Below are 23,120 nucleotides of genomic sequence, written 5' to 3' on the forward strand. Positions count from 1 at the left end.
TAATGCCCTTACTTCTTGTCCTTCCTGGTCTGCGCCGGCAATGGCGCAAACAGGGCGGCAATGTCTTCGCTTTGCAGCTTCCAGTCGCCCGTCACCCGGCCATCGAGCACCCCGGCTGCGAGTGCTGATTTTTCTTGCTGCAGGCGCTGGATCTTCTCTTCCACGGTGCCTCGGGCAATCATCTTGTAGACGAATACCGGTTTGTCCTGGCCAATGCGATAAGCACGGTCGGTGGCCTGATTTTCTGCTGCCGGATTCCACCATGGGTCGTAATGGATCACGGTGTCGGCTGCTGTCAGGTTAAGACCGGTGCCGCCTGCTTTCAGGCTGATCAGAAAGATCGGCAGCTTGCCCGCCTGGAACGCTTGCACGGGCGTGCGTCGGTCTCGGGTCGATCCGGTAAGCAGGGCGTATTCAATGCCGCGCTGCTTCAGTTCGGCTTCGATCAGGGTCAGCATCGAGGTGAACTGCGAAAACAGCAGGATCTTCCTGCCTTCGGCCAGCAGCTCTTCGAACATCTCCATCAGGCTTTGCAGTTTGGCGGAGTGGCCCTGACGCGGGTTGGCCGGGGCGCTGTTGACCAGACGCAAGTCGCAACACACCTGACGCAGCTTGAGCAACGCCTCAAGGATGATGATCTGACTGCGTGCTACACCTTTGCGGGTGATCTCGTCGCGGACTTTCTTGTCCATGGCCAGGCGAACAGTTTCGTATACATCGCGCTGGGCTTCGTTAAGTTCGACCCAATGGATGATCTCGGTCTTGGGCGGCAGCTCGGTGGCGACCTGTTCTTTGGTTCGACGCAGCAGGAAAGGTTTGATCCGCGCGTTCAGATGCTGCAGGCGCTCCATGTTGCCGTGCTTCTCGATGGGGTTACGGTAGTTGCTGTTGAATTCCTTGCTGCTGCCCAGCCAGCCGGGCATCAGGAAGTGAAACAGCGACCACAGTTCGCCCAGATGATTTTCCAGCGGCGTACCACTGAGGCACAGACGTTGCCGGGCATTCAGGCTGCGAGCAGCCTGAGCGGCTTTGCTGTTCGGGTTCTTGATGTATTGCGCTTCATCAAGGATCAGCGTGTGCAACTGCAGCTTCGCCAACACTTCTTCGTCACGAGGTAGCAGGGCATAAGTCGTCAGAATCAGGTCGTACTGATTCAGGTTTTCGAAGTCGGCGTGGCGATTGGCACCATACAGCGCCAGTACCCGCAATTGCGGCGTGAAGTTCTCGGCCTCGTCCAGCCAGTTGGGAATCAGGCTGGTGGGCATCACGGCCAGCGCCGGACGATCCAGGCGGCCGGCCTGTTTCTCCATGAGCAGGTGTGCCAGGGTCTGCAGGGTTTTACCCAGACCCATGTCATCGGCCAGCACGCCACCGACTTCCAGTTCACGCAACGACTGCATCCAGCTCAGGCCTTCGTGCTGGTAGGGCCGCAATGTGGCGTTAAGCCCTTCGGGTACGACGACCGGAGCGTCCTTGATATTGGCCAGCCGGTCCGCGAACTGGCGCAGACGATCGCCGCCTTGCCAGCTCAGGGGCAAGTCATCCAGCTCACCGAGGCGCGTGGCGTCGGCAGTGTTCAGCCGTAACGAGTTGCTGCCTTCTTCGCGCCAATAAAAATCGCCCAGGGTGGCCAGTACCGGTTTCAGACGCCCGTAGGGCAGGGCGATCTGCACCGGCCCACCGCCATTTTGGGTGAAGTGATTGAGCTGCACGAGCAGTTGTTCATCGTCGCCGCGCTTGGCGATCCCGGCCGCGCTCATCAATTCCGGATGACTGCGCAGCAGATTGATCAGGATCGGCAGAAGGCTCAGGCGTTCGCCGTTGACGATGATGCCCAGTTCCAGATCGAACCAGTCGCGCTCGGCCTCTTCGTCAATGACCGCGTACCAGTCGTCCACGGGCGTCACGTCGAAGGCAAAGTCGTCAGTGATAACGATTTCCCAGCCTTGTTCTTCAAGGCGCGGCAAGTCGTTGAGCACGAAGTGCAGCCAGGCCTTGTCGTTGGGCAGGTCGAACATATCACCGGCGGTGTCCGGCAGCGCTTTGCTTTGCCGCGTTGCGACCCGGAAACCCATGTCCTGCAGAACCTGGCGTTGCTGGCGTTCCAGCTCGCCCTGACGGCGGATACGCAGGGTCTCTGTTTCACGGTGTTCGATGATGTCGCTTTTCTGGTTAACCAGATCGCTGCCCAGAGAGCTGACCAGGATGCTGACGTTAGCCGTGCCGGTGGCGTAGTGTTTGTCGTAGCCGAAGGCAAGGGCGGCGCGATGCTGGATGTGCCGTTGCATGCGGCCGTTACGCGGTTCGTAGGCGCTGAACTCGACGCTGGCCAGCATCAGGCGTGGCTGCGGCTTGATGTCATCGACCAGTCGTTCGGGCAGGGCTGGCGCTTTTTCGATGCGCGGTCGCTGCACAGACGGAGTGGTGTCCAGCGCAGCCTCCAAAGCGTTGCTGTTCTGCGGTGCATGAAGATAAAACAAGGCCGCCACACAATGCTTGCAGTTCTCGCGCATCGGGCAAGTGCATTTGCATATCAGGGCATTGGCGAAGCGGTCAGGGTCTCTGAACTTGAAAGTCTGTGTATAGACTTCCGAACCTGAGCCTCGGCATGTCGTACGTGCGGAGTCAGGGTTGAGTTCCTCAAGCTGAATACGGTCTTCGTGGGCATAGTCAAACCCCCGTTCAACGGTTCTGCTGGTAAATAAATCTGTCCACGACCAAGCGAGGACCTTTTCAAGATTGGACGACACAGTTCAGGACAGCCCTACGCCGTAGCGATGCTTGAATGGAAAAAGAAGCACGTGTTGCGCTACTTGAATAATTAAAGAGGCGATACTTTCACCAGCATGGCCAGACTTCCGTGGTCCATATAGATCAATTCGCCGTTCTTGACCCGGGTGGTCTGTTTCAGGCGTTCGCTGCTGGTCAGCACACCATGGGCATCAAGCTGGTTGACCCAGAAGTCTGCCGCGATATCGGTGAAGCGTGCAATGCCTATGCTCAAGGTGCCTTCAATCGGGAAGTGTCCCCACCGTTCCTCACCGCTGCTGACGGCGACCTTTCCCGGCTCCGCACTCAGGCTCTGCTGCCAGGCGCGGTGCAGCAATACCTGATAAGTACCGCTGGCGTTGAGTTTGTCAGCCAGGTCCTTCAAGGCAACGCCGCGCTCACTCTGTGCATCAATCTTCTGTGCGTTGGCTGCCCAGTTCTCGGGTGCGACCTGACGCGTTGCAGCCGGTTCGCCTTGCTGGCGGAACAGGATCATTTCGACCTGAAAGTTGCCATCGGCAAAGGCTGCTGGCGCGATGAGCGTCAGCAGCAGGATGAGTGAGTGAAGCACACGCATGGATGAATCCTTCAAGCAGTTTTCGGGGTCAGGCGCTCGAACAGCGCTTCAATGGTGTTAAAGCGTTCTTCCGGACGCTCCATGGGCACCATGAATTTGAACAGCGTGGCACCTTCGAACTTATAGCGGTTAGGTTGGCCCTGAATCAATTTGATCAGGGTCAGTGGATCAACCGGCGTGTCGGCAGCAAATTCGATGCGCCCGCCTTGTGGGCCTGCGTCGACCTTCTTGATGCCCAGTTGCTCGGCCTGCAATTTGAGCAGGGTAATGCGCACCAGGTGCTTGGTTGGCTCGGGGAGCAAGCCGAAGCGATCGATCATTTCCACTTGAAGATCCTTGAGGCTGTCTTCGTCAGTGGCATTGGCGATGCGCTTGTAGAGAATCAGGCGGGTATGCACATCCGGCAAATAGGCTTCCGGTATCAGGGCTGGCACGCGCAGGTTGATCTCCGGTCCGCCGCCCAGTGGCTGATCAAGGTTCGGTTGTTCGCCCTTGCGGATCGATTTCACCGCACGTTCGAGCATTTCCATGTACAGCGTGAAGCCTACTGCCTGAATCTGCCCGCTCTGGCCGTCGCCCAGCAGCTCGCCCGCGCCACGGATTTCCAGGTCGTTGGTGGCCAGTACAAAACCGGCACCCAGATCCTGAGTATTGGCGATGGCCTCCAGACGCTTTTCTGCATCTGGGGTGATTTGCTTGCGTGGCGGTGTCAGCAGGTAAGCATAGGCCTGGTGGTGACTGCGTCCAACCCGGCCACGCAATTGGTGTAGTTGCGCCAGACCGAATTTATCAGCGCGCTCGATAATGATGGTGTTGGCACTTGGTACGTCGATGCCGGTTTCGATAATGGTCGAGGCGATCAGAACGTTGAAGCGCTTGTGATAGAAGTCGCTCATCACCTGTTCGAGGTCGCGTTCACGCATTTGCCCGTGACCGATACCGATACGCGCTTCCGGCACCAGTTCGGCCAGATCGGCGGCGCATTTTTCGATGGTCTTCACATCGTTGTGCAGGTAGTACACCTGACCGCCGCGCAGCAGTTCACGCAGCAAGGCTTCTTTGACCGTCGGCTTGTTCTGTTCCATGACGAAGGTGCGCACCGACAGGCGTCGGGCGGGCGGCGTGGCGATGATCGACAGATCGCGCATGCCCGACACTGCCATGTTCAGCGTGCGCGGGATCGGTGTCGCGGTCAGGGTCAGAATATCGACTTCGCTGCGCAACGCCTTTAGCTGCTCTTTCTGACGCACACCAAAACGGTGTTCTTCGTCGATGATGACCAGGCCCAGGTTCTTGATCTTCACGTCGTCCTGCAGCAGCTTGTGCGTGCCGATGACGATGTCGATCTTGCCCTCAGCCAGATCCGCGACCGCGGCACTGACTTCCTTGGCGGACTTGAAGCGACTCATCACTTCAACGCTCACCGGCCAATCGGCGAAGCGGTCGCGGAAGCTGTTGTAGTGCTGCTGGGCGAGCAGGGTGGTCGGCACCAGAATCGCCACCTGACGACCACCATGCACGGCAATGAACGCTGCGCGCATGGCCACTTCGGTCTTGCCGAAGCCCACATCGCCGCATACCAGCCTGTCCATGGGTTTTGGCGCGAGCATGTCGGCGCGTACGGCATCGATCGTGGTTTGCTGGTCCGGTGTTTCTTCAAACGGAAAGCCCGCGCTGAACGTGGCGTAGTCGGCTTTGGGGTCGGCGAACGCGTAGCCTTCCCGGGCTGCGCGGCGGGCATAGATATCCAGCAGTTCGGCCGCGACGTCGCGCACTTGTTCGGCGGCTTTGCGTTTGGCTTTCTGCCAGGTTTCCGAGCCCAGTCGGTGCAGCGGCGCCAGAGCGTCATCGCTGCCGGTGTACCGGGCGATCAGGTGCAGGTTGGCCACAGGGACGTACAGCTTGGCGTCCTCGGCGTAGGCCAGCATCAGGAACTCGGCGACCTGATTTTCCACTTCCAGCGTCGCCAGCCCCAGATAGCGACCGACGCCATGGTCGATGTGAACGACCGGAGCACCTTCACGCAGTTCGGTGAGGTTTTTGATGACGGCGTCATTATTGCCACCGTCGGTGCGTTTCTCACGACGCCGACGCTGCATCACGCGTTGCCCGAACAGCGGGCTTTCAGCGATCAGGGCGATAGCAGGTTGTTCGAGCAGCAGGCCGTCATCCAGTGGAGCGATGGTGATCGACAGGCGATCGTTGCCCTCAACAAAGTCATTCCAGCTGTCGACCGTTTTAGGTCGCAGCTTCAGACGTTCGAGCAGTTCCAGCAGCACCTCGCGGCGACCCGCTGACTCTGCGGTAAACAGGATGCGGCCGTCGAACTCTTCAATGAATTTCGACAGGGCGGCCAATGGCTGACTGGCCTTGGCTTCGATCGCCAGCTCCGGCAGCAACTGCGCCGGAAAGCGCTCACGGCCGACGCCGGTGTCGACGTCCTGCTGGCTCGCCACTACCCGAGGCCAGCTTTTCAGGCGGGCAAAGCAGTCTTCCACAGGCAGGAACAATTCAGCGGGAGGCAGGAGAGGCCGCTCGGGGTCTACGCGACGCTCCTCGTAACGGTTGCGTACGTCATTCCAGAAGTTTTCTGCGGCCTGTTCAATGCCCGGCAGGGAAAACACTTGAGTGTCCTGAGGCAGATAGTCGAACAGCGTCGAGGTCTCTTCAAAGAACAATGGCAGGTAATACTCGATACCGGCCGGTGTGATGCCGCTGCTCAGGTCCTGAAAGATCGGGCTGCGACGGAAATCCACATCAAAGCGCTCGCGGAACCGTGCCTTGAAGCGTGTCACTTCTTCCTTTTGCAACGGGAATTCACGTGCAGGCAAAAGACGAACCGACTCGACTTTATCGATGGAGCGCTGGGTTTCAGGATCAAAGGTGCGCAGCGTTTCGATTTCGTCATCGAACAGGTCGATCCGGTAAGGCAGTTTGCTGCCCATCGGGAACAGGTCGATCAGGTTGCCGCGTACCGTGAATTCGCCGTGCTCGTAAACCGTGTCGACATACCGGTAGCCGCTGGCCTCCAGGCGTGTGCGCATCGCCTCGATATCAAGCGTCTGGCCAATGTCCAGAACCAGACTGCTGCCCAGCAGGAACTTGGTCGGTGCCAAACGATGTAGGGCTGTGGTGATGGGCACTACCAGAACGCCATGCACCAGCTCCGGCAGGCGATAAAGGCTCGCAATCCGCTGGGAAATGATGTCCTGGTGCGGTGAGAACAAATCGTAGGGCAGAGTTTCCCAGTCCGGGAAATGCAACACCGGCAGGCTGGGCGCAAAGAACTTCAGCTCTTGCTCGAGTCGCTCGGCACTTTGGCTGTCGGCGGTCAAAAGCAGGGTGAAGCGCTTGGCGGCACTGGCAGCCTCGGCAATCGCCAGGCTCAGCGCGGCACCGGGAAGGTTGCCCCAGTGTTGTTTGCCTGCCGCGGCAGGGAGTAGCGGTAGACGCAGAACAGGCACGGAAGATTGAGCTCCAAGCGTTGCGACGAGGGCCGCGATTGTACCGGGGGAAGGGTGCAAATGTCAGGTCTAAGACTACGCTGTGATTCAGAAGTGCACGCCTTGGCAATTTCTGAAGTGCAGCGGAACAAAATGTAGTGCTCGCTGATCTGACTACGGCGCATTGCCCTTAAACAAAGGCGGCGGCATAATGTAGCCCCTTTTTTCAGCCCCTACATGTGGAAGGTTCCCGTGACTCAGAAGCCCGACCAGTGTCTTGGTGAATGGATTGATCGTGAAGCTCTCGCCGAGACGATGATCCCGCTTATCGGTCAGCTCTACCGCAATAATAATGTGGTGAGTTCGATCTATGGCCGCAGCCTGATCAATCGATCGGTTATCGCGATTCTCAAAGCTCACCGCTTTGCGCGTCACCGCCAGTCCGATGCAAGCGAGTTGTCCGTACACGAGACTTTCCCGCTCGTTAAGGCCATGAGCGAGCTCAAGCTGGGCTCAGCCTCGGTGGACCTCGGCAAACTGGCCGTCAAGTTCAAGACTGAAGGCAACGGCCGCACCGCCGAGCAGTTCGTTCGTGAAGAGCTGGCCGAGCTGGTGGGGCAGCAGAACGCTTCGCCACGCAAGGGCACTGATGTTGTGCTGTACGGTTTCGGCCGGATTGGTCGCCTGCTGGCGCGCATCCTGATCGAAAAAACCGGCGGCGGCGATGGCCTGCGTCTGCGTGCAATCGTCGTCCGTAAAGGCGCCGAGAACGATCTGGTCAAGCGCGCAAGCCTGCTGCGCCGCGATTCTGTGCATGGTTCCTTCGATGGCACCATCACTGTTGATGAAGCCAACAGCACCATCACTGCGAACGGCAACCTGATTCAGGTGATCTACGCCAAGAATCCGACCGAGGTGGATTACACCCAGTACGGTATCAAGGACGCACTGCTGGTAGACAACACCGGTGTATGGCGTGATGCCGATGGTCTGGGTCAGCACCTTGGGTGCCCGGGCATCGACCGCGTAGTGCTCACCGCTCCAGGCAAAGGCAAGCTGAAAAACATCGTGCACGGTATCAACCACGGTGAAATCACTGCTGACGACAAGATCGTTTCTGCGGCTTCCTGCACCACCAACGCCATCGTGCCGGTGCTCAAGGCCGTCAACGACAAGTTCGGCATCGTCAACGGTCACGTTGAAACGGTTCACTCGTACACCAACGACCAGAACCTGATCGACAACTTCCACAAGGGCGATCGCCGTGGCCGTAGCGCCGCGCTGAACATGGTAATCACTGAAACCGGTGCTGCCACTGCTGCTGCCAAGGCACTGCCTGAGCTGGCTGGCAAGCTGACCGGCAACGCGATTCGCGTACCGACGCCGAACGTTTCCATGGCGATTCTCAACCTGAACCTTGAGAAAGCGACCACCCGCGAAGAAATCAACGAGTACCTGCGCTACATGGCGCTGCACTCGGACCTGCACAAGCAAATCGACTTCGTGAACTCCCAGGAAGTGGTTTCCACTGACTTCGTCGGCTCGCGCCACGCCGGTGTAGTGGATGCTGAAGCAACCATCGCCAACGATAACCGCGTTGTTCTGTACGTCTGGTACGACAACGAATTCGGTTACAGCCACCAGGTGGTGCGCGTGATGGAAGACATGGCGGGCGTTAACCCACCAGCGTTCCCGCGTTAAGAGCAGTTACAAGCTTTAAGCGACAAGCTACAAGCAGAAACGAAAACGCCCCGACCGGGTAACTGGTCGGGGCGTTTTTTGTTGTGCGCTGTTTTTGATGTTCTGTATTGCAGAGATCAGATCTTGTAGGAGCGCGCTTGCCCGCGATAGCGTTGAATCAGGCGATAGTTTCTTGCATGAACTAACGCTATCGCGGGCAATCGCGCTCCTACTGCGGCGACTCCGGATTATCCGGCAGTCACAGCTTCAGGCGCTTGCAGCTTCTGGCCGCCTTTGCGGAACAGCACCAGTGTGGCGACCAGCCCAAGAATTGCTGCGCCTGTCAGCCAGATGCCCGGTGCAGCCTTATTGTCCAGCGCGTGAATCAGGTAGGTGCACGCTGCCGGGGTAAAGCCGCCAAAGGTCGCAGTTGCCAGGCTGTAGGCCAGGGAGAAGCCGGTCGTGCGCACTTCTACCGGCATGATCTCGGTCAGGGCAACCACCATCGCGCCGTTGTACGAGCCGTACAGGAATGACAACCAGAGCTCGACCATCAGCAGGTTACCGAAGCTCGGGTTGGCGACCAGCCAGGACAGGGCAGGGTACGCCGTCGCAATGGCCAGAACGGTTGCGGCAACCAGCAAAGGTTTGCGGCCAATACGGTCAGACAGCGCGCCCATCACCGGCAGCCAGATGAAGTTCGAAATCCCGACGAAAACCGTGACGATCAAGCTGTCGAGGTCGGACAGGTGCAGCTCGTTTTTACCGAAGGTCGGCGTATACGCAGTAATCAGGTAGAAGGACACGGTGGTCATGATCACCAGCGCCATGCCGCCGAGCACCAGGCCGAAGTTCTGGCCAATCGAGCGCACCACTTCTTTCAGCGTCGGGCGATGAGTGCGAGCTTCGAATTCCGGGGTTTCTTCCATCGAGCGGCGAATCACGAAAATCACCGGTACGATCAGGCAACCGATCAGGAACGGCACGCGCCAGCCCCATTCGCCCATCTCTTCCGGGCTCAGCCAATGGTTCAGGGCAACACCCAGCAAGCCGGCGAAGACCACGGCGGCCTGCTGACTGGCGGACTGCCAACTGACGAAGAAACCTTTACGGCCAGGGGTAGATATCTCCGCCAGATAAACCGAGACACCTCCCAGTTCCACGCCAGCAGAAAAGCCCTGTAGCAAACGACCCAGCAGCACCAGCAACGGCGCAGCGACGCCGAGGGTTGCATAACCCGGCACACAGGCAATCAGCACTGTGCCCATGGCCATCATCGCCAGGGTGACAACCAGACCTTTTTTTCGGCCGTGGCGGTCAATGTAAGCGCCAAGGAAGATCGCCCCCAGCGGACGCATGAGGAAGCCAGCGCCGAACGTTGCCAGTGAAAGCATCAGTGAGGCGAATGCGCTGTCGGCAGGGAAGAAGGTTTTGGCGATGGCGGTGGCGTAGAAGCCGTAGACCATGAAGTCAAACATTTCAAGGAAGTTGCCGCTGACAACGCGAAATATCGCCTTGCCTTTGCCGGTGTTCGAGGTCATTGAAAATTACTCGCTTGGGCTATCTGGTCAGGACCTTATGCACTTGCAACATCAGCCAGAAGGCTCTGGCCCGGTTATGTCGAAGCGACAAAGGCCCCAAAGGATCCGTTGTATTTTTATGTCCTGCTGCACCGCTCGAGGCTCCTGCCTGCACGCGCTGCACAATTGTAACGATATGTGTAAAACGCCTTAAAGACAACTCTTGATACTTTGTAAGTGCATTTGGCAGACCGTTGGCAGGGGCCGGATTGCATTACTTTTGTATGTCATTGCCGGCCCGTCGAAGGTGTTAACTCCGGTGAGATATTTCAATCACCAAGAGTTAAATCCATGACGATCAAACTGGCCGTGGCGGAGCAATTCGCCTCCCGTCCTTCTCTGCGTGAGCTGGCTACGAGCAGCCTGCGCAGTGCTTTAAGTGTGCGTTTTCCAGACCTGGCCATTGACCCTGAGGCGGTTTCGGTCGTGCCCCGGACCTCAGGCGACCCGGATATGTCACCCAAATCAATAAGGTCTTCTCTGGTGGATAGCCTTTTTGAATATTTTCAGCGCCGGGCAACACCGCAGTGGACGAACACTGGCTTTGCGCTTATGGCCGATCACGGTGCTTCATCTGAGCAGCCATTAGCTGTGGATATGGAGGAAATCAGTACCATCGTCGACCAGTCAGCATTGGCGCTGATCGGCGACTTCAAACAGTCGATTGCTGATTTCTGGAGCCGGCCCTGCGCCATCGGCGGCAGGCTTACGACTCGCTGGGCCTGGCTTTCGCAGTCGATCAGGCGAGATGTCATGGGTCGGTTGGCGGCGCTTGATGCGTCTCGTTCAGATCAGCGTGCCATGCTCCGTACCATCACTACTCTGTGTGGCAAAAACGAACAGCCGGGGGGTCAGGCGGGTATTGCGTATGTAACGCTGATTCAGGACGGTGTTTCGGAAACGCGGGGGATACCCGCGTTAGTGGCACTTGAACAGTCGACGACCGGCCCTGAGGTATTGGTTTACCGTCTTTTCGGGGAGTGTGAACGCTACACGCTGGCTGGCTGGGTGACGCGCCTGCGGCAGGACTTCATTCAGGACCCCAGGCATCAATCTCTGGAGTGGGGTTTCTACGAGCCTGATAACGATGTGTTCGAGGATCTGGGTCGTGCCATTCTGGAAAATCAGATCAGGGCCGTGCATTACTTGACTCATGCTGCCTATCTGGAAGTTGCGACGCTTGAGCGTTACCTGGATGCGTCGACAGATGTTGGGGCTTTGTTCGTCAAACAGCCAAAGGCTGATGCCGAGTCGCTTCCTGAATGGCTAAGCAAGGCAAGCGATTCGGACCGAATCTCTTACAGCCGATCCATGACCGCTTTGGCTGTATTGCAAGCCAATACGCAAGGCAGGACATTTAACGAGGGATTGCCGCCCATCGCGGAGTTTGCGTCTCAGGCCCTTGTGAGGCAGATGCTTGAGGATCATCCAGACGCCACACAGGTACCTTTGAGCGAGATAGAGCTGGTCATCGACAAAGTGACCGCTGTGGCCGCCGGGTCTGGCGGTCAGGTGTTTGCTCAGGGGGAAGTGGAAAATGTTCGCATGACACTGTCTGAGTTTGCGCTGGAGAATCTTGTCGGCTTACCTGTGGGTACGGTGACGCTACGCCGGAGCACTGATCAGCCTTTGCCGGACTGGCTGACCGTAGGTTATGCCAAGCACCTGGTTCAGGCAGTCAACGTCGGCCAGACCTACCCAGAATTGCTGCGCAGACTGCTGATTACCGATGCCAATGAAGCTGACAGGCGTCGCTTGCTGTTCTGCAATCAGTTGCGTATCCAGCTTCCGCTGAAGGCTCTGGAGCAGAAGCTCAAACGGGAAGGGGCGATAAGTGATGCCGGTTGCCGGTTGATTGCTGCCTTGCTGAACGATTTGTGGCCCATGCGCGAAGAAGACGAGCAGTCTGTAGTTCTGCGCACTTTGGGTTTCAAGGCCTGGCACACGGGGCAGGTGGACAATGTCGGCAATATGTTTGTGATTGGCCCGCTGAACATCGAGTCGGGCCCATATCTGCTCTATCAGCCCTTTCTCGCGACGCCTTTGACGCAATTCAGCAACTGGAAAGCTCTGCGTGACGCCATCGCTCAGCCCGGTGCCTTGCAACAACAGGTACTGACCTGGCTGAGTGATGCGGCACGCCCTGTTTATGCCAACGGAGGATTCGATGAGCCACATATAGTCCGCTTCGGGCTTGGCTCCGAGTTTGAGCCGCTTGAGCGGCCGCAACCGACAGTATTGAGCCGCGATGTCATGGCTGGTGATCCGCTTGAAGCGTTGTTCAAAGCCGTTGCCATGGCGCTGGTGCAGTTAGCCGATCGCGAGTCGGTTTCCAACGTCGAAAACCGCTGGGCGAACCTTAAGGAAGGAGGCTGGCTGCTGCTCGAGATGTTGCTACCCCTTGTTGGTGGCTCATTAGGCCACTCCGCGTGGCTTTTGCAATTGCTAGGCAGCGCCGACCAGCTCCTGACGCTGCCGGATGACGCCGAGCAAGGTAGGCGCTCGGCGGCGCTTGCGGATTTGCTGCTCAACGTGGCGATGATTGTCCTGCATCAGGGTGTCATATCAGCCTCAGGCCCGGTGGTTCGTAGTGGCAAGCCTGGGGTTGATGCGACGCTCAGCTCTCAAGAAATGGATGAAAACCCGATGGCTCCGCGGACGCTGGATATGTCGGCCGGTAGGGACGGGCTCGATTTCAGCTGGTCCAACCCGCTTTCTCGACTTACTGCAGCTCAGCGCTCCAGGCTGCTGACCTTTAATGTCTCACCCGAACCGCCCCTTGATGCAGTGACTCTCTCTGGTGTTTACACCGGTTTGTACGAGGGCCATGGAAAGTGGTACGCACGGGTTGATGGGAGTTTGTTTCGCGTTATCGCTGACCAGGACTGTGTGTATATCGTTCAGGACGATGACCCTGACGTTAAGGGGCCCTGGCTGACTCGGGACGGCCTGGAGTGGCGGCTGGATCTGGGGCTGCATTTACGTGGTGGCGGCCCAAAACAGAATGCCCGAAAACTCGCGCAGGCTAATGCAGCGAACGCCCGGCGTATTAACGATGGCCTGTCCGAACTTGTGAAGCGGCGTGATGCATTGCTGAAAAACATGCTGGCCTACGATCAGCAGCTAAAAACTGCGCAGGGCCCGGTGCGTCAGCTTTTTATGGATCGCTATGAAAGCGACCTGGCCGAGCTGGTCAGTGTGATGCAAGAGCGTTTCAAACTGGAGCGGGAACACCGGCCGGGGGACCGCCCTGCGGAAAAGGACGTTGCCATCCAGTTGCAGAGTCTGGCCCGGCATATCTGTTACTTCGAAGGCATGCTTTTTCAGGATCAGGCAATCATTGCCAATAATGAACTGGCGAACCTGCGCACCCTGGCCTCTGGCGAAGCAGTGGTGCCCGAGAATGCTGAAGCTTACTTTGATCTGTTCCGCAAGTTGACGATCGCCCAGACAAAAGGGCTGCACTGGTCACAGATGCGTGAGGCCGTTTGGGTTCAACTGCGTGACGTTCCAAAAGTGGGGCAGGAATATTGGCGCAATGAAGTCACAGAGGCATACGGCAACAATCAGCCTTCGAATCTGGACTGGAAAGCCGTTCATATGTTTTCGACGCTTGAGCTGGTGTTCAGTCGTCCAGAAAGCATGTTTAGTGATGACCTGAAGCAACTGAGGACTCTGCGCAACGACCAGAATCTGCATGCGGCGATTGCATCCCACCTCGAGCTGGACAGGCCCAATACGTATTCACTGGCTGAAAGCATCAGTGTTCTGGAAAGTGCGCTCAAAGAGTACGGTCGAGCCAGTGACATCAGTACCTACATTCATGCTTTGGAGTTCTCGGGCAGGAGAGGTCAATACCTTGAGCAGTTCATTGCCCAGATCGGTGCCTTTCAAGATGTCGCCCTGCAACGGCTCACGCTGTTGATCAAGGAAAATACCGAAGCATCAGATACGTTTCCTGAACAGAGGCCCAGGGTTGCGAGGCCTGGCAAGCGGGTGATCAAAACCCGCGGCCACCGGACCTTCATCGGCAACATTCGCCAGAGCGCCGTCGAGTCTGAGGGCGATGTGGTGGATGTCTCCGATGCGCTGACCAGTAAAGTGATCAACACATGGCATCAGCACGCTGACGGTGAGTGGGTTGAGGTCATGACGCCTGAGTCCGCCGCTAAGCCAGTCATCCCCCGCGCCATGCCAGCAGAGCTGCAGCGGCAGGCTCGGGAACACCTGGCAAGAGTGGAGGGCAGTATCAACAGTGCATGGAGGCAATCAAAACGGGCGAGTGAGCCTGAGGACATGGAAGATATTCTCGTTCAAAGGGCTGAAAAGCTGATCGTGCTGATCGACCAGATGAAGCCCTTCAGTAAAGAGGCATCTGCTTCAGGTTTTGCAAAAGAGATGCAGGATCTGGCAGCGGCGGCCGCCCGCTTGAAAGATCAGGGGCGCTTGATTCGTATTGCAATGATCAAGGCACAGCCACCCACAGCTGCGCGTATCAGTTATCTGCATCAACAGCGGGAAATTGATATTTCCAGTTTTGGCAGTCGAAAAAATATGTCTGGAGCCCGGCGTGATGATTTCCTTCAGGAGTTTGCCATTCGCGACAAAGACCATCAGATACTCTGGTGGGCGCATTTTCACTACGCTACCGAAAGTGCCAGCGCTGAAGCATTCACCGCGGCGCATCTGAAATTACCGGAGCAGCGGCTGCTGGGCTACAAGGCACTGGTCAAGGCGGCAAAAGCCAATCAGGAGGTGGTCAGCATTTACCGCAGTTCGATAGGCAAGGAGATCGCTCAGCGTCTGTTTCTGGTGCTGACCCCTTGAGTGGGGTCGATCGCAGCGTGGCTTGAAAGCTGCGTTGGCTTTTTTTGTGATTTGCGACGGCAAGCGCTTTATCATTTGCAGCCTTGGGGTGTTCGAATGTTTGCCGTCTGCACAACGTAGAGCGTCGCGGGAAAAGCCAGAGCGTCATTTTGTCGCAGACAAAAGTGGCTTGCGGCGCTACCAACGGTTAATGTTCCACGCTTCGGCGGCGGTTTAAACTGCGCGCCAGATTCTGATCCTTCATGTCGCTGGCCGCGACGTGATTTAGCCAGAGATGCCAGAGTGGCACCTCGGCCTGTTCTAAGGAGTACGCATGGCTGTCTACAACTACGACGTAGTAGTACTGGGTTCCGGCCCTGCCGGAGAAGGCGCGGCAATGAACGCCGCCAAGGCAGGGCGCAAAGTAGCGATGGTCGACAGCCGTCGGCAGGTCGGCGGTAACTGCACACACTTGGGCACCATCCCGTCCAAGGCATTGCGTCATTCGGTCAAGCAAATCATTCACTTCAACACTAACCCTATGTTCCGGGCCATTGGCGAGCCACGCTGGTTTTCGTTCCCGGACGTGTTGAAAAACGCCGAAATGGTTATTTCCAAGCAGGTTTCTTCGCGCACTGGCTATTACGCCCGCAATCGCGTCGATGTGTTTTTCGGTACTGGCAGCTTTGCTGACGAGAACAGCATCGATGTGGTGTGCGGCAACGGCGTCGTAGAGAAACTGGTCGCCAACCAGATCATTATTGCCACCGGATCGCGTCCTTATCGCCCTGCGGATATCGACTTTTCCCACAAGCGTATCTACGACAGCGACACCATCCTCAGCCTCGGTCACACCCCGCGTAAGCTGATCATTTATGGCGCTGGCGTTATCGGTTGTGAGTACGCTTCGATCTTCAGTGGTCTGGGCGTCATGGTCGAGCTGGTGGATAACCGCGATCAGCTACTGAGCTTTCTGGATTCGGAAATTTCTCAGGCGTTGAGTTATCACTTCAGCAATAACAACGTGATGGTTCGCCATAACGAAGAGTACGAAAAGGTCGAAGGTCTGGATAACGGTGTGATCCTGCACCTCAAGTCCGGCAAGAAGATCAAGGCAGACGCCTTGCTGTGGTGTAACGGTCGTACCGGCAACACTGACAAGCTGGGGCTGGAGAATGTTGGTATCAAGGCTAACGGCCGCGGCCAGATTGAAGTCGACGAAAGCTACCGTACCAACGTGCCGAATATTTACGGCGCGGGCGATGTGATTGGCTGGCCGAGCCTGGCCAGTGCCGCTTACGATCAGGGGCGTTCAGCTGCAGGCGTGGTTGTCGATAACGGCAGCTGGCGCTACGTCAACGACGTGCCAACCGGCATCTACACGATTCCGGAAATCAGCTCGATCGGCAAAAACGAACACGAGCTCACGCAGGCGAAAGTGCCTTACGAAGTAGGCAAGGCATTCTTCAAGGGCATGGCGCGGGCGCAGATTTCCGGCGAACGTGTGGGCATGCTGAAGATCCTGTTCCATCGTGAAACTCTGGAAGTGCTGGGTGTGCATTGCTTCGGCGACCAGGCATCAGAAATTGTGCACATCGGGCAGGCGATCATGAACCAGCCGGGTGAAGCCAATACCCTGAAGTATTTCGTCAACACAACGTTCAACTACCCGACCATGGCTGAAGCTTATCGGGTAGCTGCTTACGATGGCCTGAACCGGCTTTTTTAAGCGACTCCGGCCGGTGGCCTGAGCCGGCCGGGGAGACCGATTTCAGCGATTCTCGAGGGTGGCGCTGGCCAAACCGGGAAAGTCTGTAATCAGGCTGTCCACGCCGAAGTCGGCGAGCCTGCGCATCAGTGCGGGTTCGTTGACCGTCCACACCGACACATGCAAACCCTGACGCTGAGCTTTTTGCTGGCGCTCAGGGGTGCAGAGTGTCCAGTTCAATGCCAGGTACTCGCAGCCATAGCTTTGCGCGACTTTCAAAGGGTCGAGCCATGCGTATTCGGCGACAAGACCGCGCGATATGTCCGGCGTCAGTTCCAGTGCCGCTTTAAGCACTTCCCGAGAGCTTGAGGTGATGGTGATCTTGTCCAGCAGGCCATGGCGCTGAGCCATTTCACGAATGGCCAGTACGGTTGATGCGGCGCGGGTGCGGGATGCGCTTTTGACTTCCAGCTGCCAGTGCGCGAAATCGCACTTTTCGAACAGCTCTTCAAGGCGTGGGATCGGGCAGGGATTGATCCAGCCGGGGCCGCCTTTGCGTGCGTCATACGTCACCAGATCGGCGGCGCTGTGTTCGATGACTTTGCCGCGCCTGTCGGTGGTGCGTTTCAGGGTCGGGTCGTGAATCACCATCAATTCCCCGTCACTGGACAGGTGCAGGTCCAGTTCACAGCGCCGTACGCCGTGCTTGAGGCATTCCTGAAAGCTGGTCAGGGTGTTTTCCGGTGCTTCGCCTTTGGCGCCGCGATGGCCATAAATAAGGGTCACGTTTACTCCTGGTGGCCTTCAAGGCGTTGGTCTTGGTTTGATAGTCAGTTATGTACTGTTATCGAAATGCATCCTCTGGATGAAATACATTCCCTGTAGGAGCTGCCGAAGGCTGCGAAGCATTTAGTCTGACGCACCGCCATCGCAGCCTTCGGCAGCTCCTACAGGTGCAGCGTCTGCTTGGCCTGCTTTTGTTTACTCAGGCTTTTCCTGCTCCAGCGCCTGACGCCGCAGCGCAGCTTGTCGTTGCAAAATGTATCTGGCCAACAGCTGTCGTTGAGAGTCCGGCAGGTCGATGAACTCGGTGCCGATCTCGAATTGGCCGTCCAGCAGAATGTCGCAATGGGTCACTTTGGCGTGGAGCATCAATGCTGACGCTTGCGGCATCAAGACCATTTTTATCGATAGCTGGGCATCGACGGCGAAGCTTGTAGCGCTGTGAAATTGCACGCCACCTTCGGAAATAGTCACGGGTTGCGGGGCGCCCAGCTTGCCCAGAGTGGTTTGCGCCACCACCCGGCCAAGCAGTTCAATGCGCTTGCCAAACGATTGCATCAGGCTGTTCACCACCCGGTCGCGGTCGTCCAGCTGGCGTAGAAGATGCTGGGATTCGAACTCGGCTATGTGCAACTCGCTGAGCAACTCGAAGAGGGCCGAGGTCTCGCGCATGGCCTGGTGCCCAGTCTCGTCGGTACTGGACAGCAGGTTAATTTCAAGTGCGACGCTGTCCTCGATACGGTAGTATTCGCGGCGTTCTTCTTCATCTAATGTCGACATGGCGAACCCATGGTAGCGGCGATGGTCATAGTGGTTGCTCGCAGTGCTCAGAGTGACTTCGAGTGTAAAGCTGCCTGCTCAGGCCCGCCACAAGGACGTTCCCATTCCTCCGAACAAGTCCCTAAATGTTCAGACCTCTTTTTGTATTCATAGGCACGCGTTACACCCGTGCAAAACGCCGCAATCATTTCGTCTCCTTCATTTCCCTGACTTCCATGATCGGTCTCGCCCTGGGCGTAGTGGTGATGATAGTCGTGTTATCGGTCATGAATGGTTTCGATCATGAAATGCGTACTCGCGTACTCGGCATGGTCCCGCACGCCACCATCGAAGCCGGTGAGCCGATCGGCAACTGGCAGGGTCTGGCTGACAAGGTCAGGCAAAACCCGCAGGTGCTGGCTGTTGCCCCGTTTACCCAGATGCAGGGCTTGTTGACCAATAACGGCAACGTGCAAAAGGTCCTGCTTAATGGCATCGACCCGGCGCAAGAGCGGAAAGTTTCGATCATCGATAACTTCATGAAGCAGGGGAAGCTGGATGATCTGGCTGCCGGTGACTTCGGCATCGTGATCGGCGACAAAGCTGCCACCAAGCTCGGTGTTGGGGTTGGCGACAAGGTGACGTTCGTAGCCCCTGAAGTGACGGTGACGCCTGCCGGTATGTTCCCGCGCATGAAGCGTTTTACCGTGACAGGTATTTTTCATGTTGGAGCCGGTGAGCTGGATGGCTACCTCGGCCTGACCAAAATTGATGACCTGGGCCGCCTGCATCGCTGGAAAGCCAACGAAGTGCAAGGGCTGCGCCTGAAATTCGAAGACCTGTTCGAAGCGCCTCGCACCTCTTATCAAATCGCCCAGACCCTCGGCGAACACAACTACTATTCCCGTGACTGGACCCGCACCCACGGTAACCTGTATCAGGCGATCCGCATGGAAAAAGCCATGATCGGGCTGCTGCTGTTGCTGATCGTGGCTGTTGCGGCGTTCAACATCATTTCCACGCTGGTAATGGTGGTCAACGACAAGAAGGGCGACATCGCGATCCTGCGTACCCTGGGCTCTACGCCCGGGCAGATCATGGCGATTTTCATGGTCCAGGGCACAGTGATCGGTGTGGTCGGCACGTTCATCGGCGCTGTAGTGGGCATTATTGCTGCGCTCAACGTCAGTGCTGCTATTTCCCTGCTGGAAGGCCTGATCGGCCACAAGTTTCTCAATGCCGATGTGTACTTCATCGACTACTTGCCATCGCAACTGATGGCTGAAGATGTGTTGATGGTCTGCGGCGCGGCATTGGTCCTGAGTTTCCTCGCCACCTTGTATCCGGCCTGGCGCGCAGCGCGCACCCAACCGGCGGAGGCGTTACGTTATGAGTGAGTCGGGCATGAGTGATAAAGCAGTATTGAGTTGCCGCAACCTGGGCAAATCCTATGAGGAAGGCCCTGAGTCGGTAGTGGTTCTGTCGGGTTTGCAACTGGAGTTGTTCCCGGGCGAGCGCGTGGCGATTGTCGGCAGTTCAGGCTCTGGCAAAAGTACCTTGCTCAACTTGCTGGGCGGTCTGGACACACCTTCCGAGGGCAGTGTCTGGCTGGCTGGCGAAGAGCTTTCGGCTTTGGGTGAAAAGGCCCGTGGCCTGCTGCGTAATCGCGCACTGGGCTTCGTTTATCAGTTCCACCATTTGTTGCCGGAATTCACTGCGCTGGAAAACGTCTGCATGCCGCTGCTGATCGGCAAGACGGCGATTCCGGAGGCGCGTCAGCGTGCAACCGCGCTGCTGGAGCGGGTAGGGCTGGGGCATCGTCTGGCGCACAAACCTTCCGAGTTGTCCGGCGGCGAGCGTCAGCGAGTAGCGATCGCCAGGGCGTTGGTCAATCAGCCAGGGCTGGTGATGCTTGATGAGCCTACGGGTAACCTCGATCACCACACTGCACAAGGTATTCAGGACCTGATGCTGGAGCTGAGCACTTCGTCGCGCACTGCGTTTCTGGTGGTGACTCACGACATGAATCTGGCCAGACAGATGGATCGTGTATGGCGCCTGGAAGGCGGTCGTCTGGTAGAAGCCTGACCTCTCCAGCCCGGCGCAATTGATCGCGCCGGGATTTGATTTTTTGCGACAATTTTTCCCACGGTGCACTGCGAATGTTTCGACCGTTATCAATATTTATTGGCGCGCGCTACACACGTGCCAAGCGCCGCAACCACTTCATCTCGTTCATTTCCATGACTTCGATGATCGGGTTGGCGCTGGGCGTGCTCGCGATGATTGTGGTGCTGTCCGTGATGAATGGTTTTCAGCGGGAAATGAGCTCGCGCATTCTCGGCATGGTGCCCCATGCAGTGATCGCGGGCGTCAAGCCGCTGGACGACTGGAAGCCTGTTGCGAACGCTTCGTTGAAGAATCCGGAAGTCACGGCCGCTGTGCCATTCACCGAAATGGACGGCATGCTCTCTTACAAGGGCGCGATGCAGCCGATTCAGATCAGTGGCGTTGATCCCGCGTTGGAGCACGAGGTGTCGATCGTCACCAAACACATCGTGCAGGGCAAGCTTGAAGACCTAAAAGCGGGCGAGTTTGGTGTCGTGCTGGGCGAGTTGAGCGCCCGTCGCTTCCGTCTGAACGTCGGCGACAAACTGACATTGATCGTGCCTGAAGTCAGCAGCGCGCCGGGCGGTATCACGCCACGCCTGCAACGCCTGACGGTGGTCGGCATTTTCAAGGTTGGCGCCGAGCTTGACGGCTCCATGGCTTTGATCAACGTCGCAGACGCCGCGCAGATAAACCGCTGGCAGCCTGATCAGGTGCAGGGTGTGCGTCTGGCTCTAAAGGATCTGTACAAGGCGCCTGAAGTCTCGAAAACAATTGCCGGAGGCCTCGGAGCAGATTATCGCGCCGATGATTGGACTCACACCCAGGGCAGCCTGTTCAGCGCGATGAAGATGGAGAAGACCATGATCGGCCTGCTGTTGCTGATGATCGTCGCCGTCGCTGCGTTCAATATCATTGCTACGCTGATCATGGTGGTGAACGACAAGGGCGCGGACATTGCAATCCTGCGCACCATCGGCGCGACACCGCGACAGATCATGACCATCTTCATGGTTCAGGGAACGGTCATCGGTATCGTCGGGACGATCATTGGTGGCGTGCTGGGGATTATTGCCGCGATCAACGTCAGCAGTCTTGTGGGCTGGATAGAGCGGGTCAGTGGACAGCACATCTTCAGCTCTGACGTGTACTTCATCAGCAATCTGCCTTCCGAGTTGCAAGCGGGCGATGTGGTGCTGATTTGCAGCGCGGGCTTTATCCTGAGCTTCCTGGCCACGCTTTACCCGGCCTGGCGCGCGGCGCAGATTCAGCCTGCGCATGCATTGCGGTATGAGTGATTGATGGCTCGGGCCTGACTCGATTCTGTTCGTCAGGCCCGGTCACTCACTTCATTGACTTCAGCCTTTGTTCGTCGACACTCTGGAGAACACCATGCCCTCTATTGCCCGCTTCACACTGGTTGCTGCACTGCTGACACTCAGTCAGCCATTGCTTGCTTCGCCAGCTCCCGCCCTTACGTTCGGACATGCTGCGCCTGCCGCCCAGGCTTCGCGCACCATTGAACTGGTATTGGGGGATATGTATTTCGACCCCAAGGCGGTGCAGGTCAAGGCCGGTGAGACGGTGCGCTTCGTGCTGATCAACAAAGGCCAGTTGCTGCATGAGTTCAACCTGGGCGATGCGGCGATGCACGCCAGTCATCAGCAGGAAATGATCAAAATGCAGCAAAGCGGCATGCTGACGCCTACGGGTATGGCTCATCACGACATGGGCCATGGCTCCATGGAAATGAAGCACGATGATCCGAACAGCGTGCTGGTTGAACCGGGCAAAACCACCGAGCTGACGTGGACCTTTGCCAAGGCCAGCAATCTTGAGTTCGCCTGCAATCTGCCTGGGCATTATCAGGCCGGTATGGTCGGCAAGCTGACAATTACCGACTAGTCGCTGAAAGCTCGGCGCAAACCCTATAAACTGGCGCTTATTCCGTCAGCTTTATGTGATTCAGGTACTTTCATGCACCCCGCAGCCGAACACTCGCCGCTAGGCAAGTCCAGCGAATATATCGCCACTTACACGCCGTCTCTGTTGTTCCCGATCCCGCGTGCCGCCAAATGGGCCGAGCTGGGTCTGACCGCCGAGACGTTGCCGTATCAGGGCGTCGACTTCTGGAATTGCTACGAGCTTTCCTGGCTGCTGCCCTCCGGCAAGCCGGTGGTGGCCATCGCCGAGTTCAGCATTCCGGCTGATTCGCCGAATATCATCGAGTCGAAGTCGTTCAAGTTGTACCTCAATTCGCTCAATCAAACGCCCTTTGCTGATCGTGCAGAGCTGACTGCAACGCTGGTCAAGGATTTGTCTGCCGCAGCGGGTAAGCCGGTAGGCGTGCGTATCCGCAGTCTGGCGGACATTGAGGGGGAAGGCGTGGCGACGATGCCGGGGCTTTGCATCGATGAGCTTGATGTGAGCATCAATAGCTACGACCGACCTCAGCCAGAGCTGCTGCGTTGTGATGATTCCCGTATTGTCGAGCAAAGCCTGCACAGTCATTTGCTCAAATCCAATTGCCCGGTGACCAGTCAGCCGGATTGGGGCAGCGTAGCGGTGGAGTATCGCGGCGCCGAGCTGGATCCTGCGAGCCTGTTGGCTTACATCGTCAGCTTCCGCCAGCATTCGGATTTTCATGAGCAGTGTGTCGAGCGGATATTTCTCGACCTGCAGCGTTTGCTCAACCCGGAGAAGTTGACCGTCTATGCGCGTTATGTGCGGCGTGGTGGTCTGGATATCAATCCGTACCGCAGCACTGAGTCGATCAGCCCGGATAATCGCCGACTGGCCAGGCAGTAAGCACAAAAAGCCCGTCTTCGACGTAATGCTGTTCACTTAAGCATTTGAGTCCAAGCCGGGCTTTATAGAGAATCCGATGTCAGACCCCTGGCATCGGA

The 23,120-nt window shown here is 57.4% G+C and carries 14 protein-coding genes; 8 read left to right on the top strand and 6 right to left on the bottom strand.

The annotated features are described in order from the left end of the window. Positions 1 to 8: 8 nt before the first annotated feature. From RX972_RS16545 to mfd, 3 genes are all read right to left on the bottom strand, one after another. Positions 9 to 2,750 carry a DEAD/DEAH box helicase gene (locus tag RX972_RS16545; protein WP_099269242.1) on the bottom strand — a complete coding sequence of 914 codons (2,742 nt, stop codon included), beginning with the start codon at positions 2,748 to 2,750 and terminating at the stop codon, positions 9 to 11. A 71-nt stretch (positions 2,751 to 2,821) separates the two neighbouring features. Next, positions 2,822 to 3,346, bottom strand: a complete 525-nt coding sequence (locus RX972_RS16550; protein WP_231672381.1) for a CsiV family protein — start codon at positions 3,344 to 3,346, stop codon at positions 2,822 to 2,824. A gap of 11 nt (positions 3,347 to 3,357) precedes the next feature. Further along, positions 3,358 to 6,810 carry a transcription-repair coupling factor gene (gene mfd / locus RX972_RS16555; RefSeq protein WP_316877150.1) on the bottom strand — a complete coding sequence of 1,151 codons (3,453 nt, stop codon included), beginning with the start codon at positions 6,808 to 6,810 and terminating at the stop codon, positions 3,358 to 3,360. A gap of 216 nt (positions 6,811 to 7,026) precedes the next feature. On the opposite strand from mfd, the gene RX972_RS16560 reads away from it, so the two are divergent. Next, positions 7,027 to 8,490 (top strand): glyceraldehyde-3-phosphate dehydrogenase, encoded by a 1,464-nt coding sequence (locus RX972_RS16560; protein WP_027898081.1) that lies wholly within the window; start codon positions 7,027 to 7,029, stop codon positions 8,488 to 8,490. 227 nt (positions 8,491 to 8,717) lie between these two features. On the opposite strand, the gene RX972_RS16565 is transcribed toward RX972_RS16560, so the two are convergent. Further along, positions 8,718 to 10,010 (bottom strand): MFS transporter, encoded by a 1,293-nt coding sequence (locus RX972_RS16565; RefSeq protein ID WP_099269245.1) that lies wholly within the window; start codon positions 10,008 to 10,010, stop codon positions 8,718 to 8,720. Positions 10,011 to 10,340: 330 nt separating this feature from the next. Here RX972_RS16565 and RX972_RS16570 point away from each other — a divergent pair, with 330 nt between their 5' ends. Beyond that, complete coding sequence (locus tag RX972_RS16570) at positions 10,341 to 14,876, top strand: dermonecrotic toxin domain-containing protein (protein WP_316877154.1); 4,536 nt, start codon at positions 10,341 to 10,343, stop codon at positions 14,874 to 14,876. A 313-nt stretch (positions 14,877 to 15,189) separates the two neighbouring features. Then, positions 15,190 to 16,584, top strand: coding sequence for a Si-specific NAD(P)(+) transhydrogenase (gene sthA, locus RX972_RS16575; protein ID WP_027898719.1), 1,395 nt, complete (start codon positions 15,190 to 15,192; stop codon positions 16,582 to 16,584). A 42-nt stretch (positions 16,585 to 16,626) separates the two neighbouring features. On the opposite strand, the gene RX972_RS16580 is transcribed toward sthA, so the two are convergent. Next, positions 16,627 to 17,349, bottom strand: coding sequence for a glycerophosphodiester phosphodiesterase (locus tag RX972_RS16580; RefSeq protein ID WP_231677427.1), 723 nt, complete (start codon positions 17,347 to 17,349; stop codon positions 16,627 to 16,629). A gap of 195 nt (positions 17,350 to 17,544) precedes the next feature. Then, positions 17,545 to 18,126: a PilZ domain-containing protein gene (locus tag RX972_RS16585; protein WP_027898717.1), complete on the bottom strand. Its 582-nt coding sequence runs from the start codon at positions 18,124 to 18,126 to the stop codon at positions 17,545 to 17,547. Between the two features lie 125 nt (positions 18,127 to 18,251). Here RX972_RS16585 and RX972_RS16590 point away from each other — a divergent pair, with 125 nt between their 5' ends. The 5 genes from RX972_RS16590 (at position 18,252) to queF (ending at position 23,022) form a co-directional block, all read left to right on the top strand. Continuing rightward, positions 18,252 to 19,502, top strand: coding sequence for a lipoprotein-releasing ABC transporter permease subunit (locus RX972_RS16590; RefSeq protein ID WP_316877159.1), 1,251 nt, complete (start codon positions 18,252 to 18,254; stop codon positions 19,500 to 19,502). A 7-nt stretch (positions 19,503 to 19,509) separates the two neighbouring features. After that, a complete protein-coding gene (lolD, locus tag RX972_RS16595; protein ID WP_176469878.1) occupies positions 19,510 to 20,193 on the top strand; it encodes a lipoprotein-releasing ABC transporter ATP-binding protein LolD in 684 nt (227 codons plus the stop codon). A gap of 74 nt (positions 20,194 to 20,267) precedes the next feature. Beyond that, positions 20,268 to 21,512, top strand: a complete 1,245-nt coding sequence (locus RX972_RS16600; RefSeq protein WP_231677429.1) for a lipoprotein-releasing ABC transporter permease subunit — start codon at positions 20,268 to 20,270, stop codon at positions 21,510 to 21,512. A gap of 94 nt (positions 21,513 to 21,606) precedes the next feature. Continuing rightward, on the top strand, positions 21,607 to 22,119 hold the full coding sequence (locus RX972_RS16605) for a plastocyanin/azurin family copper-binding protein (RefSeq protein ID WP_049826770.1): 513 nt from the start codon (positions 21,607 to 21,609) through the stop codon (positions 22,117 to 22,119). A gap of 72 nt (positions 22,120 to 22,191) precedes the next feature. Further along, positions 22,192 to 23,022, top strand: coding sequence for an NADPH-dependent 7-cyano-7-deazaguanine reductase QueF (queF, locus tag RX972_RS16610; RefSeq protein WP_316877164.1), 831 nt, complete (start codon positions 22,192 to 22,194; stop codon positions 23,020 to 23,022). Positions 23,023 to 23,120 lie beyond the last annotated feature (98 nt).

The sequence above is a fragment of the Pseudomonas syringae group sp. J309-1 genome, from assembly GCF_032582135.1.
In the GTDB taxonomy this organism is placed as follows: Bacteria; Pseudomonadota; Gammaproteobacteria; order Pseudomonadales; family Pseudomonadaceae; genus Aquipseudomonas; species Aquipseudomonas quasicaspiana.

Coding starts and splice junctions, on each gene's coding strand:
- RX972_RS16600 (WP_231677429.1), top strand. CDS start 20,268: ATGTTTCGACCGTTATCAATATTTATTGGCGCGCGCTACACACGTGCC.
- lolD (WP_176469878.1), top strand. CDS start 19,510: ATGAGTGATAAAGCAGTATTGAGTTGCCGCAACCTGGGCAAATCCTAT.
- RX972_RS16590 (WP_316877159.1), top strand. CDS start 18,252: ATGTTCAGACCTCTTTTTGTATTCATAGGCACGCGTTACACCCGTGCA.
- sthA (WP_027898719.1), top strand. CDS start 15,190: ATGGCTGTCTACAACTACGACGTAGTAGTACTGGGTTCCGGCCCTGCC.
- RX972_RS16560 (WP_027898081.1), top strand. CDS start 7,027: ATGTGGAAGGTTCCCGTGACTCAGAAGCCCGACCAGTGTCTTGGTGAA.
- RX972_RS16565 (WP_099269245.1), bottom strand. CDS start 10,010: ATGACCTCGAACACCGGCAAAGGCAAGGCGATATTTCGCGTTGTCAGC.
- RX972_RS16605 (WP_049826770.1), top strand. CDS start 21,607: ATGCCCTCTATTGCCCGCTTCACACTGGTTGCTGCACTGCTGACACTC.
- RX972_RS16550 (WP_231672381.1), bottom strand. CDS start 3,346: ATGCGTGTGCTTCACTCACTCATCCTGCTGCTGACGCTCATCGCGCCA.
- RX972_RS16585 (WP_027898717.1), bottom strand. CDS start 18,126: ATGTCGACATTAGATGAAGAAGAACGCCGCGAATACTACCGTATCGAG.
- queF (WP_316877164.1), top strand. CDS start 22,192: ATGCACCCCGCAGCCGAACACTCGCCGCTAGGCAAGTCCAGCGAATAT.
- RX972_RS16570 (WP_316877154.1), top strand. CDS start 10,341: ATGACGATCAAACTGGCCGTGGCGGAGCAATTCGCCTCCCGTCCTTCT.